Annotated in this window: 14 protein-coding genes and 5 pseudogenes; 7 read left to right on the top strand and 12 right to left on the bottom strand. The window is 44.0% G+C overall.

Going from position 1 to position 17,461, the window contains the following annotated elements; genetic code table 11:
* Positions 1–407, top strand: a pseudogene (locus DFP77_RS14000) (IS3 family transposase); the annotation flags it as partial.
* A gap of 183 nt (positions 408–590) precedes the next feature.
* On the opposite strand, the gene DFP77_RS13995 reads toward DFP77_RS14000, so the two are convergent.
* From DFP77_RS13995 to fahA, 7 genes are read right to left on the bottom strand one after another with little or no spacing between them, the layout of a single operon-like run.
* Positions 591–1,919: a TRAP transporter large permease gene (locus tag DFP77_RS13995; RefSeq protein ID WP_114412842.1), complete on the bottom strand. Its 1,329-nt coding sequence runs from the start codon at positions 1,917–1,919 to the stop codon at positions 591–593.
* Positions 1,916–2,443 carry a TRAP transporter small permease gene (locus DFP77_RS13990; RefSeq protein WP_114412841.1) on the bottom strand — a complete coding sequence of 176 codons (528 nt, stop codon included), beginning with the start codon at positions 2,441–2,443 and terminating at the stop codon, positions 1,916–1,918. Before DFP77_RS13990 ends, DFP77_RS13995 begins: the two co-directional genes overlap by 4 nt.
* A 1-nt stretch (position 2,444) precedes the next feature.
* On the bottom strand, positions 2,445–3,494 hold the full coding sequence (locus tag DFP77_RS13985) for a TRAP transporter substrate-binding protein (protein ID WP_114412840.1): 1,050 nt from the start codon (positions 3,492–3,494) through the stop codon (positions 2,445–2,447).
* A gap of 33 nt (positions 3,495–3,527) precedes the next feature.
* Positions 3,528–5,810, bottom strand: a complete 2,283-nt coding sequence (locus DFP77_RS13980; protein ID WP_114412839.1) for a cytochrome P450/oxidoreductase — start codon at positions 5,808–5,810, stop codon at positions 3,528–3,530.
* Between the two features lie 51 nt (positions 5,811–5,861).
* Positions 5,862–6,422 (bottom strand): VOC family protein, encoded by a 561-nt coding sequence (locus DFP77_RS13975; protein ID WP_114412838.1) that lies wholly within the window; start codon positions 6,420–6,422, stop codon positions 5,862–5,864.
* A gap of 27 nt (positions 6,423–6,449) precedes the next feature.
* Positions 6,450–7,094: a maleylacetoacetate isomerase gene (maiA, locus tag DFP77_RS13970; protein ID WP_211537288.1), complete on the bottom strand. Its 645-nt coding sequence runs from the start codon at positions 7,092–7,094 to the stop codon at positions 6,450–6,452.
* Positions 7,095–7,103: 9 nt separating this feature from the next.
* On the bottom strand, positions 7,104–8,363 hold the full coding sequence (fahA, locus tag DFP77_RS13965; protein ID WP_114412837.1) for a fumarylacetoacetase: 1,260 nt from the start codon (positions 8,361–8,363) through the stop codon (positions 7,104–7,106).
* A 117-nt stretch (positions 8,364–8,480) separates the two neighbouring features.
* Between fahA and DFP77_RS13960 the strand changes: the two genes are divergently transcribed.
* Positions 8,481–9,386 carry a LysR family transcriptional regulator gene (locus tag DFP77_RS13960; protein WP_114412836.1) on the top strand — a complete coding sequence of 302 codons (906 nt, stop codon included), beginning with the start codon at positions 8,481–8,483 and terminating at the stop codon, positions 9,384–9,386.
* A gap of 473 nt (positions 9,387–9,859) precedes the next feature.
* On the opposite strand, the gene traL is transcribed toward DFP77_RS13960, so the two are convergent.
* Entirely contained in the window at positions 9,860–10,123 is a 264-nt protein-coding gene (gene traL / locus DFP77_RS13955) for a type IV conjugative transfer system protein TraL (RefSeq protein WP_114412835.1), read from the bottom strand.
* 154 nt (positions 10,124–10,277) lie between these two features.
* Here traL and DFP77_RS13950 point away from each other — a divergent pair.
* Together DFP77_RS13950 and DFP77_RS13945 are read left to right on the top strand one after the other, a co-directional pair.
* Positions 10,278–10,658: pseudogene (locus DFP77_RS13950) on the top strand (IS21 family transposase); the annotation flags it as partial.
* Between the two features lie 27 nt (positions 10,659–10,685).
* Positions 10,686–12,178, top strand: a pseudogene (locus DFP77_RS13945) (IS3 family transposase).
* Between the two features lie 339 nt (positions 12,179–12,517).
* Here the strand turns inward: DFP77_RS13945 and DFP77_RS19975 are convergent.
* The 4 genes and pseudogenes from DFP77_RS19975 to DFP77_RS19845 all read right to left on the bottom strand — a co-directional run.
* On the bottom strand, positions 12,518–12,685 hold the full coding sequence (locus DFP77_RS19975) for a PIG-L deacetylase family protein (RefSeq protein ID WP_281251037.1): 168 nt from the start codon (positions 12,683–12,685) through the stop codon (positions 12,518–12,520).
* Between the two features lie 4 nt (positions 12,686–12,689).
* Entirely contained in the window at positions 12,690–12,893 is a 204-nt protein-coding gene (locus DFP77_RS19970) for a PIG-L family deacetylase (protein WP_281251036.1), read from the bottom strand.
* A gap of 422 nt (positions 12,894–13,315) precedes the next feature.
* A pseudogene (locus DFP77_RS19850) lies at positions 13,316–13,606 on the bottom strand (helix-turn-helix domain-containing protein); the annotation flags it as partial.
* A gap of 131 nt (positions 13,607–13,737) precedes the next feature.
* A pseudogene (locus tag DFP77_RS19845) lies at positions 13,738–14,398 on the bottom strand (IS5 family transposase); the annotation flags it as partial.
* Between the two features lie 268 nt (positions 14,399–14,666).
* Here DFP77_RS19845 and DFP77_RS13930 point away from each other — a divergent pair.
* Genes DFP77_RS13930 through DFP77_RS13920 form a run of 3 tightly spaced genes read left to right on the top strand, consistent with a single transcriptional unit; the run spans position 14,667 to position 17,460 of the window.
* Positions 14,667–15,674, top strand: a complete 1,008-nt coding sequence (locus tag DFP77_RS13930; protein ID WP_072842369.1) for an amidohydrolase family protein — start codon at positions 14,667–14,669, stop codon at positions 15,672–15,674.
* 27 nt (positions 15,675–15,701) lie between these two features.
* Positions 15,702–16,379 carry a 4-carboxy-4-hydroxy-2-oxoadipate aldolase/oxaloacetate decarboxylase gene (locus DFP77_RS13925; protein WP_072842368.1) on the top strand — a complete coding sequence of 226 codons (678 nt, stop codon included), beginning with the start codon at positions 15,702–15,704 and terminating at the stop codon, positions 16,377–16,379.
* Positions 16,372–17,460 (top strand): 4-oxalomesaconate tautomerase, encoded by a 1,089-nt coding sequence (locus DFP77_RS13920; protein ID WP_072842367.1) that lies wholly within the window; start codon positions 16,372–16,374, stop codon positions 17,458–17,460. Before DFP77_RS13925 ends, DFP77_RS13920 begins: the two co-directional genes overlap by 8 nt.
* The last annotated feature ends 1 nt before the right edge of the window (position 17,461 follow it).

Here is a 17,461-nt window from a genome sequence, read left to right as displayed (position 1 = left end):
GTATAGTTGGCAAAAGCAATTCAACACATCAGGATTTAGCGAGTCAAAAGTGAGTTCATCAGATAAGTGGTCAAATGAAGAAAAATTTGCTGTCGTACTTGAAACTGCTGCCTTGTCTGCAGCGGATCTGAATCAGTATTGCCGAGAAAAAGGGTTGTACCCTGAGCAAGTAAAGCAATGGAAGCAAGCTTGTATTGCTGGCAACACGGTGAAAGCGACAAGAAACACTAAGCTCACGGCAGAGCAACAATCAGCCAAAAAACGCATTAAAGAACTAGAGCGTGAGATCAGACGAAAGGAGAAAGCGTTAGCAGAAAGTGCTGCGCTACTGGTGCTGGGAAAAAGTTCGATGCCTATTGGTAGGAAAAAGAGGACAGCTAATCACGCTTGACAATAGGAAAAAGTACTTCAATTGCTCTATATTTGGGATCTTTTTTTAGAGCGAGTAAGGCTAAAAACCTTTCTGATACAAAGGCCTAAAAATAGTATGGCGTTTCATATTTGAAACGCCATTATTCAGTGACGATTATTAGATTTTTTTGGATTAATTAATATTATATTTCAATATTATCATGGGGGGTTATATCAGTTTAATCATAAATTAAGCTAGGTAACCACAAGGATAGTGGCGCAATGACCACTATAAGGAACAAGCGTATAAGATCGGCGGTCCAAAAAGGCAACACGCCTTTGAAAATGGTACCAGTGCGAACGTCTTTGATGATGCCGCTAAGTACAAAGACGTTCATACCAACCGGTGGCGTGATTAGACTAATTTCAACCACTATTACCGCCACGATACCAAACCATACTAGGCTATAACCAAGATCTACCACAATTGGGAAAAAAACAGGAATGGTTAACAAAAGCATCGAAAAGCTCTCTAATACCATGCCAAGAATGATGTAAATCATTAGAATTACAAAAATAACCATGATTGGTGCTACATCTAGGGACGATACAAAATCAACCATCATGCTTGGTAGCCCAGCGCGGTTAATAAAATCAGAAAAGATCAGCGCACCAATAACAATAACGAATAAGGTAGCAGAAGTTCGTGCACTGTCAGCCAGTGTTTTGAAAAGAGACGATAAGCTCAAACTACGACGAAATAACGCAATGATAAACGCCCCGCCTGCACCAATACCCGCCGCTTCTGTTGGAGTGAAGATACCCAAATAAATACCTCCCATCACCAACACAAACAAGCCTAATATGTCTCGTACGCCTTTTAGGGCTCGCAATCTTTCAGACCAACTCATCCGCTCAGCACTTGGGCCGGCGTCTGGATTTCTCCAAACTGTGTATTTTACTGCACCAAGGTACAATACGATGCCTAAAATCCCAGGAATTAGGCCTGCGGCAAACAGCTCACGAATACTGGTTTCAGTTAACAAACCATAAACAATTAGCATGACACTAGGGGGAATCAAAATACCCAATGTGCCACCTGCAGCAATGGAAGCGGTCGCTAAGGCATCACTGTAGCCATACTTTCTCATAGGGGGCATGGCTACTTTTGCCATTGTGGCCGCAGTGGCGAGGCTTGACCCACTTACTGCAGAGAAGCCACCACATGCTGCGATGGTCGCCATCGCAACACCACCTTTCCTATGACACAAAAAAGCATAAGAAGCTTCATACAACTCTTTTGATAGCCCAGATCGAGTTATTAAGTTACCCATTAAGATAAATAAAGGAATAATAGAAAGCCCATAATCCTTTGCGGTATCAATAATGCGATTAGAAGCCATAGAAAGGGGGATTTTCCATCGGAAACTGTCGATATTGTCCCACGTAAGACCATTTAGAATAGCAAAACCAAAGAAGCCTACTATCCCCATTGCAAAGGCAATAGGGATTCGAAACAGCATGATCATTATCAAAAGGATAGCGAAGCCAACTAATACTAATGTCATTTTACTTCTCCTAGAGGGGATGATTTACGGGCTGATAAAACAAAATATAGAAGAGCACTGATGCCTGTAATCCAGCTTAATATGGCAATGTATTGAACAAAAAAGCCCACCTCTAGATACAAAAAGTCTGTAGTAATATTGCGCCTTATCATTCGCGCTCCCAAATCCCAAATTCGAAAAGAAACAAAATAAAGAGATGAGGCAATAACAGCACTAGACAGCAAAGAAAGTAGGCGTAAAACAGAATGCTTCACAAATATATCAATCAAATCAACAACAATGTGTGCACCACGCCATGTGACAACTGGCATCACTGAGAAAATAACAATAGCTAAGCCAATTTCTGTCAATTCAGTTGTTCCAAGAATAGGTTGACTGAAGAAGTAGCGACCAACAACATCAAAACAAGTGAGGACCATAAGAGCAAATAGCGTACTGGCTGCTATTAGTTCAAAGAAGAAGGCCAACCATTTCATTGGCCCTCTCTCCTCATAGTTTGCGTCCAACCATGAGATAAACGACATACTAGCGCGCTCCAGCGTCTTTTTGTTGCTCTTTGGCATACGCTTGAGCTTCTGCTCTCAACATTTTTAATGCCGCTCTTGCATCCACATTTTTATCCTTGACTGATGCCAGCCAATTCTCATCTAAACCGGATGTTTTTTCTGTATAAGACAACGTGATAGGATCATTTTTGTCCAACACAACGACTGTGCCGCCTTTCTCTTCGGCATACTTTTTAGCCGCAATATCAGCCTTGTCCCATGCTGCCCCTGCCATAATTGACAAACGCTCTCCCGAGACACTACGAATAGCGTTGGCGTCTTTTTCACTCAAAGAATCCATGAAGTCAGGACTAATAAACATTACAAAACTGCCCATGTACATTCCAGTTGGCAGTGCCGTAACGTAAGGTGCAACTTCATACAACCGTTGGGCTTGCTGTTCGGTCATAGGCATAAACACACCATCTACTACGCCTGTTTGCATGAGTTCATAGACCTTATTTCCAGGCGCAGCCACAGGGATCACTTCCAATCGACTGCCAATCTCGGCTTGAATGCCACCGCCAATGCGAATTTTTTTACCTTTCAAGTCATCAAGACTGGTAACAGGGAAGCGTGTTTGCATTACTCCTGTACCGTGAGTAAACAGGCCAATCAGCTCTAAACCATCGTGTTCGTTGGCTTTTTTAAGGTATTTTTCATAAGTACGCCAGTGAGCAGCTGAGGCTGCTTCAGCGTTCACGCCAAGTCCTGGTAGCTCTACGATTTCTTGTAATTTAAAGCGCCCTGGAATGAAACCATGAAAACTGAATGCAGCATCTGATACACCGTCTTCAACTATGTCAAAAAGCTGAGCTGGATTGTTCGAGCTGTATTCGATGTTAACCGTGACACGCCCCTCAGTGGCCTCCTCTACCCATTTACCCCATGTTGGCCACACCACAGCATTTTGGGCGTGTGTCGGCGGTAGCCATGTGCTGACATTAAGCACGGTCTGCGCTGAAGTATATGTACTGAATCCCGCTAAAACGGTACTAGCTAATACAATAGATCGCATATTTTTAAACATATTGGCTTTCTTCCTATTTTATTGTTATTGGGTTTATAGTTTTATGGTTATTTTTCCTGATGCTCTGGAGCAACAAGTCATCATTCTTTTATTGCTTTGCCTTTCTTTTACGCTAAGAACGTGGTCTCGATGATTTATTTCACCTCCTCCTAGAACGATTACTTCACAGCTTCCACAAAGTCCTTCTGCACAATCGTTGGGTACGTCAACATTGTTATCTAACATAACTTCCAAGAGTGTTTTGTCTCTTGGGACATGGTAGGTTTTTCCGGTATCAACCAACTCAACATCAAACGCATGTTCTTTTTCGGGGTTTAAGGTATTGCTTTGTGAGGTGAAAAGTTCAGAACTCAGTATATGGTGATACCGTTCAGCTAAAACTTGGATTTCATGGATCAAGCCCTCGGGGCCACAGGTATAAATAGGCGTCCCTGGTGGGCTTGTTTTGAGTTCAGCGTCTAAATTTAGACGCTTTCCTTCGCTAGAAATAAATAGCTCAATGTTTTGCTCATACTTTTTCAACTGGTGGTTTTGCACCATGCTGTCTCGTGTACGACCACAGTACAGCAGCCTAAAAGCTTTGTTTTCGCGTGTGAGTTGTTCAGCCATGGACAACATGGGGGTGATTCCTATACCCCCTGCGATCAATAAAACAGGCTGGGCGTGAGACTGTAATGGAAAGAAGTTTTTGGGGCCTTGAATGGGCAGTTTATCCCCCAATTTAAGGTTTTGATGAATCCACATTGAGCCACCTTTTCCTTCAGGCTCTTGCTTGACCATAATAGAATAATTCGCAGTATTAACACTTGGGCACAAGGAGTATTTGCGATTTAAGCCGTTCGGCAGATGAAGCTCAATGTGCGCCCCTGGGGTCCAATGAGGAAACGCCAAGGTGTCGTCTTCTGACGCTAAGACAATTTCTTTAATGTCGGTGGCAACCGTATGAATTGCCACAACTTTAGCCTGGCGAACTATGGTGCGCTTGTCTGGGTTGCCAATTGCAAAAACACTAGCTGTTTCGGTGCCTTTGATTGCTTCTGGGTTCCATTCAACCCACAGTGCTTCAGGCCCATGAAACGAGGTATTGGGAGTGGCGGTAAAGGTCTGCTTTGAAAGCGTCATATCCGGGATGCGACGAGTCAACTCTTCGATAAAAGCGCACATTTCCAGACGACCGATATTGCGCCCAAGACACTGGTGAGCACCGTAACCAAAAGATAAGTGCTCACTGGCGTTATCGCGCAAGATATCAAGTTCTTCAGGGTTCTCAAACTGTTCTGGGTCTCGGTTCGCTGCAGCCATCACAAGAAACAGTTTGTCACCTTTGGCAATATTGACGCCGTTTATTTGTACGTTTTGTGTGGCCTCACGCCGCCAAGACACAATCGGACCGGCGTAGCGTAGGCATTCTTCCACTGCAGCAGGAATAAGCTCTGGCTGATGATGTAATTTTTGCCAAAGTTTGGGCTTAGACAAAAGATGCTTTATGGCGTTCGCCGTGGCAGTAGCCGTTGTTTCGTGGGCGGCAACCAAAATAGCCATCATCATAGAATGCAGGTAGTTGTCTGTGACAACACGAGGGTTAGTTTGATTTTTGCGGATCATGTCATACATCCAGCCACTTTGGCCGTCTGTATTGCGTTTCATGCGTTCTAGCACGTCACCTGAATAATGCCAAAATTTGCCCACATTAGTGGCCACATGCTGCTGTTCTTCGGGTGAAGGGCGACCCCAAGTATTGACCTTGTGCGCTACGCCATACTGTTGTAAGACCGAAATATCATCATCAGGCACGCCCAAAAATTTAAGCGCAACGATGACAGGTATATCCCACAATAGCGTGGCCATGAGGTCTACTTTGCCCAAACCTATAAATTCATCCACCTTTTGAGTCACTAACGTTCTGGTGAGCTCGCGCAGCCCTTCAAGTTTGTCGGCTTCAAAAGCATCAAGTAACTCGCGGCGGCGTTCCATGTGAATCGGCTCGTCCTCATTGACCAAAGTGCGATTCATACCGTAGTTATAAGAGCGTAAGATCTCTGCGGTTTCTGGCGTATCTGGGGTAAATTTTTCTAATACATTGCGAGCCGAAAAAACAACAGGATCACGAAATATCTCACGAATGTCTGCATAACGGGTTACTACCCAATAGTTCATTTTTTCCGAAAAGAAGATCGGCTTTTCTTCACGAAATGACTGTAGAGAACTCGCAGGACAATGTTGATACTCCGCTCCAAACATATCAAATTCCGTTGCCTCTTCGTTACGCTTATTTGAAGCATGAAAAGGACAATGTGATTGTGCAGAGTTTTTCATCAGATCGATCTCCTGTTATTTTTATTATTTAATTCGCTCTTTTTTTGCTACTTAATTTGTTTCTTTAGCTTTCAACTCTTCGGCGTGTAGAAACTTAGTGTGCTCAGGTGCACGCTTAGTTTTTGTCCACTCGTTAAGCATATCGTGCTTCATTTCTTCTGTAATTCGAGCAATTTTTTCGGCAGCAGCAGGATCATCATAAGCCAATTCAATGCGATGACCATTTGGATCAAAAAAGTAAATCGAATGAAACAGACCGTGGTTGACAATACCAAGTACATCAACGCCATTCTCTTCTAAATGTGCTTTCGCCACTTCGAGTGTGTCACGGTCTTTAACACGGAGGGCAATATGCTGAACCCATGCTGGGGTATTTTTATCACTGCCCATTTTAGGTTTGGTAGGTAACTCAAAAAAAGCTAGTACGTTGCCATTACCTGCATCTAAGAAAATGTGCATGTAAGGATCAGGTTCTTTGGTTGAAGGTACATGGTTCTCGGCAAAGGCAAGAGTGAAGTTCATGTGAAGGTTTTTCTTGTACCAGTCCACTGTCTCTTTGGCATCGTGGCAGCGATACGCAACATGATGTATTTGTTCTATTTTGAATGTCATGAGAGTTTCCTTTAGTCGGTTAAGTGGTTAAGCCATATCAGGTTGTTGCTCTGGTGCTGCTTGCACAAAAGCGGGGTGGTCTTTGCAATGCTCGTCAACGGATACAATATGTGGGTAAGCCTCAAGGCTCATATTAAAGCGTTTAGCATTGTAAATCTGTGGCACCAGACAACAGTCAGCAAGGCTTGGGGTATCCCCAAAGCAGAATTTACCTGGCTGTTTTGCGATCACTTTTTCTAACGCATCAAAACCCACTGTGATCCAATGCGTGTACCATTGTTGACGCTGTGCATCATCGACATCAAACGAGCAATTTAAATATTGCAACACTCGTAAGTTATTAAGAGGGTGCACATCGCAGGCTATCATCTGACTGATGGCGCGCACGTGCGCGCGCGCCTCAGGGCTATCTGGAAGCAGCGACACCGTATCGGGATATGCTTCTTCAAGATATTCAATAATGGCCAAAGATTGAGACAACACCGTTTGTCCATCAACCAGCGTGGGCAGCAGTTTCATCGGATTTAAAGACGCATAGTGGCTACTGTGTTGCTCTCCGCCATTGTTGAGCAGATGTACAGGGAGATACTCATACGGCATTTCTTTAAGGTTCAAAGCAATGCGCACTCTGTACGCTGCCGAACTTCTAAAATAACTGTAAAGCTGAATCATGATCTTGCCTTAAAAGTTAAACGTATGAGCAGGAAGAACCTTGCCTCGCACTTCGCCAAAGCCAACTCGTACGTCCTCTTTTTGTGCATAGCCACGCATCACAATGCTGTCACCGTCTTCTATAAAGTTACGTGATTCACCATTTTTGAGTGTGAGCGGTTCAGACATGTTCCAAGTAAGCTCAAGTAGGCTGCCACGGCTGTCTTTTTCCTTGCCTGAAATAGTGCCTGAGCCTAACAAGTCGCCTACCTGCATGTTGCAACCACTGATCGCATGGTGAGTCAGTTGCTGAGCCATAGTCCAGTACATGTACTTGAAATTAGTTTGACTGATCACGGTCTCTTCACCCGCCACATCAAACGCCACTTCAAGATTAATATCGTAGTTGTTGTCCCGTTTCTCACGCAAATAAGGCAATGGCAGCGGTTCTTGTTGAGGCGCTGGGCAGCGGAACAGTTCTAATGCTTCTAGGGTGACGACCCATGGTGAAATAGAAGATCCGAAAGTTTTAGAGTTAAAAGGCCCAAGTGGCACATATTCCCATTGTTGGATGTCTCGCGCTGACCAATCATTGAGTAGCACCATACCAAAGATGTGCTCATGGGCTTCTTCAACAGGAATGGGCTCACCTAGGGCGTTAGAACGACCCACAATAAAGCCTGTTTCTAACTCAAAATCCAGTTTGCGACACGCCGAGAAAACGGGGCGATCAGCGTCTGGTGTTTTGATCTGGCCGCTTGGGCGCACGATGTCGGTGCCACTGACGACGATAGAGCTGGCTCGGCCATTGTAGCCCACTGGCAATTCTGTCCAGTTTGGCATGAGTGCATTTTCTGGCCCGCGGAACATGCAGCCAACATTAAAGGCGTGCTCTCGTGATGAGTAAAAATCGGTATAAGAAGGCACATGAATAGGCAAGTGCATTTGTACGCTCGCCTGCTCGATCAAGGCGCTAGTGCGCAACGCTTGATTGTCACGCAGCTCTGGGTTGTCTGCGTCTAGTAGGTCTTGTAAACACGTTCGGGTTTGTTGCCAAACGGCTTTACCCAATGAAATAAAAGGATTAAGCGTGCTGTTATGGAAGACAGGGTTGTTTGAAGTAGGCAAAAGACCAGCGGATTCAAGTTGGCTTAAATCCAATACTTGATGGCCAATGGCGACCCCAACGCGCGGGCTTAACGACTCACTGCTGAAAATCCCATAAGGTAAATTGTAGATAGAAAAATCGCTGTTTTTCTCAACAGGTACAAATGTTTTTTTCTTATCCATAAGTCCTTGACCTCTATTTAAATAATTCTTTTGTGTGTTTGTGTTGATGAGAAAATAGTAGAAGGTATATATTTATAAGACAAACAGAAATTATTTATATATATATGGGTTAAACTTATGAATGTTACGTTGCGACAGTTACGTGCTTTTTTGGCCGTCCATCAAGAGGGTAGCTTCACCAAGGCAGCAGAGACCCTTCACATTACTCAGTCAGCTTTAAGCAGCATTATCAAAGAATTAGAAAATAACTTAGAACTTGGGCTGTTTGACCGCTCAACCAGAAAGCTAGAAACCTCAGAAGCGGGCCGCAATATTCTTCCAGCTGTGATTCGCATGTTGGATGAAATGGACACCTTAACCAACGAGGTAAAGGGGCTTAAAGAACTGGATTATGGCAAGGTAAGAATTGCTGTAGCTCAACAATTGGCGTCAGTTGAGCTGCCTAGAATTATCTCCATGTACAACACCATGTACCCACAAGTGGAAGTCAGCATGATTGATTGTGGGGTCGAAAAAATACAAGACATCGTCAGCAGTGGTGAAGCCGATATAGGTATTGGACCAGAGCGTAAGCTACAAACCTCGTTGAGCAAGCGTTTGATTTTTTCTCAGCCATTTCATTTAGCGACTTTGCCTAGCCACCCTATTGCACAAGGCGGCCGTATTCGCTGGAAAGACATTGCCTCTTTGGAGCTGATAACGCTTCGAGGAACATTTACGGATCTTTTAATAGAAAATTTAATGCGAGACTCAGCCGACTACATTATCAAACCGAAGCATCAGGTGAACTTTATGTCTACGGCACTTAGTATGGTGAAAAACGGCCTAGGCGTGACCTTGTGTTTGCCCTACGCGTTTGAATCGGTTAAACAAAATGAGCTGGTAATGGTACCTATTTGTGACCCGATAATTTATCGTAACTTTTACCTATACAGCTCTAAAAACCGTGAAAAGCTACCAGCTGTGCAAAAATTTATCGATGTTTATTTAAAACACATGCATTTTGATAGAGCATTAGAATGAATATTCCGGTTCCCATTAATTTTTTATATTTTACCAGTAGATTTTCGAAGTAAAACTAACCAGCGTTCAGCTATCGGATTAGAATAAAGTCCGACAAGACTAGTCTGATTATCAAGGTTAAAAAACATTTATTGCGGCGGTATTCCATGAGGAACGATCGTTACATCAGAGTAAATCTTTAGGGACAAAAGGGTGGAAATTTTTTCTTTGATAGATTCCACATTTGTGTTCGTTACATTGCCAAAAAGCTTTACAAGCGTAAACCTCAAGCCTCTTTATAGCTTTGTGAAGCGTTAGCTTCTGCCACCCACGCCTCGCTTTTGAGGATGAAAGGCTGGATCGTTACAATCGTTTTTTATTGGTAAGTATCAAACTCAAAACGATAATCGCGACGATTAATCCAACGATAAATATGTGCGACCACTTTTTCTCATTCTGAGTCTCTCCCCAAGACTTCATATAGCTACTAAGCTTCATGGAGTATATCTCCGTGAATAAGTTTTTTTGAAAGATTTGGCTTTCGTAATGGGAATCCCAAACCAATAAAGAAGGTGCATTAAATAGCCATCTGGTTGGTTATCTTTGAATTTGCGATAAAGATTTGTGACGATAAGCCCAATTGCCGCGCAAACAAAAAGCTTATCCAGCATTACGCCAGCAAAAATTCCTATTATAACCGGTGCTAATTCATCAGCAATCCACAAAAGTGCATATTTCGGAGCATTCCGAACAGCCATTTCGGTATGATCCGAACACTTTTAAGCGAACTCCGAAATCAGCGTTCGGAAGAGCGAAAACCGCGTTCGGAATGCCCGGAATCCTACCTTTTTCTCTTTTAAATCAATAACTCGCTATTCTTTCCTTTTCAAGCAAGAAGGTGAGGAAGCGATCATGGCAAAAAAGAGAACTCCAATGAATAAAATTAAAGAAATATTACGCCTTAAGTACGACTGTGGGTTGTCCTACCGAAATATTGCCAGTTGCCTCAATGTTAGCCTTGCAACGGTCTCAGAACTTAACGCTCGCTTTAAACAAAGTCAGATAGGTTGGCCTTTACCCGAAAGTTGCAGCGATGCCGATCTCACTCAGGCGCTGTATCACGGTAAAAAAGCCAGTCGGGATAAAGTCATGCCAGACTTCACTCAATACGCTGTCGAACTCAGACGAAAAGGCATGACGAAGATGCTGTTGTGGCAGGAATATCACGAGCAATATCAAGAGCAAGCTTACCCCCTGTGTCAGGATAGTTGTCGCCTCATTTGTTATTTTAAATAGACAGGGAGCGGTAAGTTAAAACCAGTGAATTACCAAAGACATTCAAGTGCCTTTAAAGAAGCTATCTTACAGAAACTCAGCCAAAGCGAATTGTCCAAACAACAGTTTGCAGAACAAGAAGGCATTAAGCTCTCCACCCTGTGTAGTTGGCAAAAGCAATTCAACACATCAGGATTTAGCGAGTCAAAAGTGAGTTCATCAGATAAGTGGTCAAATGAAGAAAAATTTGCTGTCGTACTTGAAACTGCTGCCTTGTCTGAAGCGGATCTGCATCAGTACTGTCGAGAAAAAGGGTTGTACCCTGAGCAAGTAAAGCGATGGAAGCAAGCCTGTATTGCTGGCAACACGGTGAAATCGACAAGAAACACTAAGCTCACGGCGGAGCAACAAACGGCCAAAAACGCATTAAAGAACTAGAGCGTGAGATCAGACGAAAGGAGAAAGCGTTAGCAGAAAGTGCTGCGCTACTGGTGCTGGGAAAAAAGTTCGATGCCTATTGGGAGGAAAAAGAGGACAGCTAATCACGCTGGCCGATAGGCAAAAGTATGCGCAGTGGATCCGTCATGCGGTTGAGTCAGGGGCACGACAAGAGCCTGCCTGCGAGATGATTGGTTTATCGATCAGGACGTTACAGCGTTGGTATAGTGATGGCTCTATTGGTGAGGATAGAAGAGTCACAGCGATAAGGCCCACCCCGGCAAACAAGCTGAGTGAGGTAGAGCGGCAGAAGATACTTGAGGTCTGCAAGCGTGACGAGTTTGCTTCCCTGCCACCTAGCCAAATCGTCCCTATATTGGCCGACAGAGGCGAGTATATTGCCTCGGAATCCAGCTTTTATCGTCTCCTAAAAGCGGAAAATATGCTTCATCACAGAGGAAAAGCAGCACCAAGGAACGCCCATAAAAGGCCCACAAGCTACACGGCGAAAAAAGCCAATGAGGTGTGGAGTTGGGACATTAGCTATCTGTCAACCACCGTGATTGGGCAGCACTACTACCTGTACATGATAGAAGATATTTACAGTCGAAAAATAGTGGGTTGGGAGGTGCATCATCAAGAAACGGGAGAGCATGCCGCCGATCTACTGGAGCGTAGTGTTTGGGCAGAAAAATGCGTTAAAAAAGATCTTGTCTTACACTCAGAAAACGGTGCGCCCATAAAGAGCTTAACGATGAGAGCAAAAAGGTATGATCTTGGCGTTGTGACCTCCCGCAGTTGTCCAAGGGGGAGTAACGATAACCCATACTCGGAGTCGCTGTTTAGAACAGTGAAATATCACCCTAGATGGCCGTCAGAAGGGTTTAAAACCCTGGAATGTGCGAGAGAGTGGGTCAAAGAGTTCGTGTCTTGGTACAACCATGAACACCGCCATAGTCGAATCCAGTTTGTCACGCCAAATCAAAGGCATGCAGGGCTTGATCAAGTAATCTTAGCGAAACGAGCGGGCTTGTATCAGCAGAAAAAGAAAGAGCGCCCTGAGCGTTGGTCAAAAGCAGAAAGAAATAGGTGATGTGTAATTAAATCCAGAGCAACACAAAGACGCTGCTTAATTACTTTAGGCGACAACTACCTTGAAAAACGCCGTTATTATGCGGTTAAAGTGGCATGATTTTCAGATTACAAGAAGTGGCTTAGCAGTCCAAGCATCACTAAATAATCTAATATTAGACACTGGCCAAGCCAAAAGCTCAACCAGTAGTGATCAACGAAACGTAAAAAAACAGAGTTATCAGCTTAGACAGTTTTCTTGTCGCAGTCAGTGTACCCTGAGGATGAAATCAGGGCACGATTAAGATTAGATGCTTTTATAAAGAATCGACGCATCGTGGATAAAGAGATTGAAAAACCTCGGCATGTTAACAGTTTTGACCACCTGAATTACGGCGGAAGTGGTTGCCACGATTTTCAGCTAGGTTTTCATAGAATTTCCAAAGATGTTCTTGTCCTTGCATACATTCGATAGCAGCTTTCTTCTCCTCCCATACTTCAGTAATGTCTAGGAAGGTGTCTGGTTTCCACTCCATCTGCTCACTCCAGTGGATAATCGCCAAAATCAAAAAAATGAATATCATGTGCGTTAAGTGCCTGAGCGGCGGCCTCAGCTTCTTTACGCCGCTCTATCTTTACCTTCTCAAGCGTCATATTTTCCTGTTTCCAAAGTTTGGCGGATTCGCCACGCTCTCCATATAACAAACAGGCGATTGTCACCTCGTAACCTAATTTTTGGTGCAATGCTATAGCGCCACCGCACCTCCATACAAAGTCTGCTGAGTGGGCACTGATAATGAGGGCTGTCTTTTTTCGCGCATGACGAAACTCCTAAAGTAATATAAATTTAAAATGCATTATTTATGTTACCTTATAACATTTGTTATGTGTGGTAACTTATCTATTCACTTTCGTTCGTATAAGTATAGGATTTTGATACTTACAAGGGGGCGATGGGCACCTGAATGTAGATGGCTACTCAGCCTAGTTGCTTGGCACACGCACGTCGAAAATTTATTGAAGCAGAAAAGACATGTCCAAAGGGAAATCGGGTAAAGTGACGATGGCGATCATTCATATCAGAAAGAGTACACAGTAGGCGAATTTGGATATGTAGATCTTAATGTTCATTGCTGTAATGTACACAAACCAAATAATCGAAGTAACTAAGGCCAATCAGAAAAATCTTGCTTTGCTCCTTCAGGAGCGTTTCCCTTTTTTCCGGAATGAATACGTTTAAATTGACTGGGTGATATACCGACTTCTTTTTTGAAAAAGTGACTAAACTGGCTGGCGTCCTGATAGCCCAGACTGTTGGCAATGGCTTGTATGGAGCTTGATGATTCTTTTAGCCTAAAGGTTGCTTCCATCAAAATTCGGTTATTTATTAACTGCAAAGGTGTTTTGTTAAGGTTACGCTGACAAACCGCATGTAGACGACCATAGGTCAAACTCAACGTCTGACAATAAAAATAAACTGTCCTTCTATTTTGATATTCGACTTCTACTAGTTGGCGGAATTGTTGCAGAATTAGCTCGTCTGGAGAATGCGTTAATCGGAGAGTATCAATGTTGCTTAGGCGATAGACGATTTTCCTAAAACCAAACTGTCGCTTGGTGATCCTAAACGGGTGCTCTACTTTTGCTCTGATACTGGCTTTTATGTATTCCGTTCGGATAGGTTGCTTATTTATTCTTGGATTTTTCTTGAGAAGGCGCACCTTGCTCGGCATTTCAGCAATCAACCAATCCGCTTTGATGTCTTTTAGCTCTTCTCGTTTTTGAGCGCCTCGATAACCCGAATCGGCCGAGATAAAGCATTCTTCACCATGAAGTAGCTTATCTGTTTCTGTAATGTCGTGTACGTTGGCCGCCGTTGTGCTTAGACTGTGGGTTAGCCCTGTTCTAGCCTCAACGCCGATGTAAGCTTTTAACCCGAAGAACCATTGTTTCCCTTTTTGAGTCTGGTGTATCTCTGGATCGCGCGCTTTCGCTTTATTTTTAATCGAGCTAGCCGCTTCAATAATGGTGGCGTCGACAATCGTGCCTTCTTTTAGATAAATACCAGCGCTGGACAACCACTTGTTAACCTCTTTGAACAGCTGACGGGAGAGCTTATGCTTTTCCAGTAAGTGTCTAAAGTTCATGATGGTTGTGTGATCAGGGATTGAACTGTCCAACGACAATCCAGCAAACAAACGCATGGACGTGATTTCATAAAGCGCGTCTTCCATAGCAGGATCACTCATTAAGGTAAAGAGTATGTTTGTTTCCTCAGCTAAACATGTCTATACCAAAATGCAATACCCTTTAAGACAAATTGAAATAGCCAACTTACCTTTAGATAAAGAATACTCCTTATACGAAGTGATGAGATAGTCAAGACAATAGCCAGCTTATTCACAAGCGGATTGGGAGTATTAATGTTTAGTTTCATAATACCCCCAAGGTAAAACGATTTATGACTTCACTGTCTTTGTCACGACTTTAAATACGATTATTATAGAGAGCTATTAGATGATTATAGATTGCCATGGGCATTACACGACTACACCTGTTGGTGTTGGTGAATACCGCGATAAACAAAAAGCAGCTGTAGCTAAAGACCCTTCATTTGTCGGCGAAAAAGGGAAAGTCATCGTTTCTGACGACGAAATTCGAGACAGTATCATCAATAATCAACTTCGTTTACAGCAAGAACGCGGTACCGATCTAACTATATTTTCCCCCCGAGCCAGCTGGATGGGCCATCACATTGGTAATGAATTCACTAGCCAATATTGGACTGAGCATCAAAATGACTTAATCCGTCGTGTATGTGATCTTTTTCCTGACAACTTTGCACCGGTCGCTCAATTGCCTCAGTCACCAGGTGTTGACCCAGGTAAATCCGTCGCTGAAATCGTACGTACTGTTGAAGAAATGGGCTTTATTGGCATTAACTTGAACCCTGATCCGAGTGGTGGTTATTGGAAAGACAAGTCTTTGGCTGATCGTTCTTTTTACCCAATTTATGAAAAAATGTGCGAATACGATATTCCAGCGATGATCCACGTAAGTGCAGCATGTAACGATTGTTTTCACACAACGGGTTCCCATTATTTGGGCGCAGACACCACTGGCTTCCAACAATTAATGATGTCAGATGTGTTTAAAGATTTTCCTGATCTAAAAATCATCATCCCCCATGGTGGCGGTGCCGTGCCTTATCACTGGGGGCGCTTCCGTGGTATGGCACTGGACCAAGGGTTTGATCTGGCCGAACGTGTCTTAAACAATATTTATTTTGATACCTGTGTTTACCATCAGCGAGGCATTGATTTGCTATTGGACATCATTCCAACTAAGAACATCTTGTTTGCTTCAGAAATGATCGGTGCAGTGCGTGGCGTTGATCCAGAGAGTGGCCATTATTTTGACGACACAAAACGCTACATCGATAACAACACCGTACTAAGTGCTGAGCAAAAACAGGCCGTTTTTGAAGACAATGCGCGTCGTGTGTTTTCTCGATTAAAAGCATAAGGCTTGAATGATTAGGGGTAAAAGATCATGCGAAATAATGTAGTAGTGCAACATATCGAACGTACAGAGCAAGCCGTGATAGATGGTTTGGCACAATGCGGCGTAGCGACCATTCATGAATCTCAGGGTCGTGTTGGTTTATTGGCTCACTATATGCGCCCAATTCAAATCGATAAAACCATTGCCGGATCCGCTGTCACAATTTCGGGTGCCGCCGGCGACAACTGGATGATGCATGTAGCGATAGAGCAGTGTCAGCCTGGAGACGTGATGGTATTTGCGCCGACATCGCCTTCTAACCATGGATTTTTTGGTGACTTATTGGCGACATCTGCTCAGTCCCGCGGTGTTGTGGGTCTGATCATTGACGGCGGCGTACGCGATACCCGAGATTTGCGTCAAATGGATTTTCCAGTTTGGTCTAAGGCAGTATTCTCAGAAGGTACTATTAAAGAAACCGTCGGCTCCGTTAACGTGTCCATGGTTTGCGCTGATACTCTAATTAACCCAGGTGATGTGATCGTAGCAGATGACGACGGTGTTGTTGTAGTACGACGAGAAAATGCTGCTGAAGTGCTTGAGCTTGCTCGTGCTCGTATGGCCAACGAGGAAGCTAAACGTATTCGTATGGCAAACGGCGAATTGGGTTTGGATATTTACGACATGCGTGCACGGCTAAAAGAAAAAGGCCTGAAATATGTCTAAACATACGGGCATTTACAAAAGTGCACCTTGTATGTGGATGCGCGGCGGCACCTCAAAAGGCGCTTATTTTTTAGCCGCTGACTTACCTTCAGACAACGAGGCACGCGCGCAGTTTTTACTGCGCGTAATGGGCTCGCCCGATGAGCGTCAAATCGACGGTATCGGTGGTGCAGATCCTCTTACCTCTAAAGTGGCTGTGGTACAAAAATCAACTCGTGACGACGCTGACGTGGACTATTTGTTCCTGCAAGTGTTTGTTGATAAGGCCATTGTGACCGACGCACAAAACTGCGGCAATATTCTAGCGGGGATTGCGCCATTTGCGATTGAACGAGGCTTGGTGACGGCGTGCGAAGGGGAAACCTCGGTGCGTATTTTCATGGAAAATACTGGCCAAATTGCTGTTGCACGAGTGTTAGTCAAAGATGGTGAAGTACAGTACGAAGGCGATGCTCGTATTGATGGCGTTCCGGGGTTTTCAGCGGCGGTGCCGATTGTATTCCAAGACACAGCTGGGTCTAGTTGTGGCTCATTGCTACCGACAGGTAGTGTTGTCGATGTGATCGATGGTGTTGAAGTAACCTGCATTGATAATGGCATGCCTGTTGTAATTATGCGCGCGACGGATATGGGCATCACAGGTCTGGAGTCTCGCGAAGAACTGGAAGCCAATGACTTATTACGGGCTAAGTTAGAGTCGATTCGTTTACAAGTTGGTCCAATGATGAATCTGGGGAACGTGAAAGACAAATCGGTACCGAAAATGACCATGGTGAGTACTTCCACAAACGGTGGGGCGCTATCTACTCGTACTTTTATTCCCCATCGTTGTCATGCCTCAATTGGTGTTTTGGGTGCCGTCAGTGTGGCAACGGCCGCGGTATTAAAAGGCTCGCCTGCAAACGATGTCGCCAGTTATCAGGCAAGTGCACGAATGACTTTGGATGTAGAACATCCTATTGGCGCAATGACGGTAATATTAGATCAAAATGACCAAGGCGAAGTGGGTTCCGCAGCGATTTTACGCACCGCTCGTAAACTGTTTGATGGACAAGTATTTGCTCACAGTAACGAATTATAAA

Source organism: Marinomonas foliarum, from assembly GCF_003337275.1.
Lineage (GTDB): Bacteria > Pseudomonadota > Gammaproteobacteria > Pseudomonadales > Marinomonadaceae > Marinomonas > Marinomonas foliarum.
This window is presented reverse-complemented; position numbering and strand designations above follow the sequence as displayed.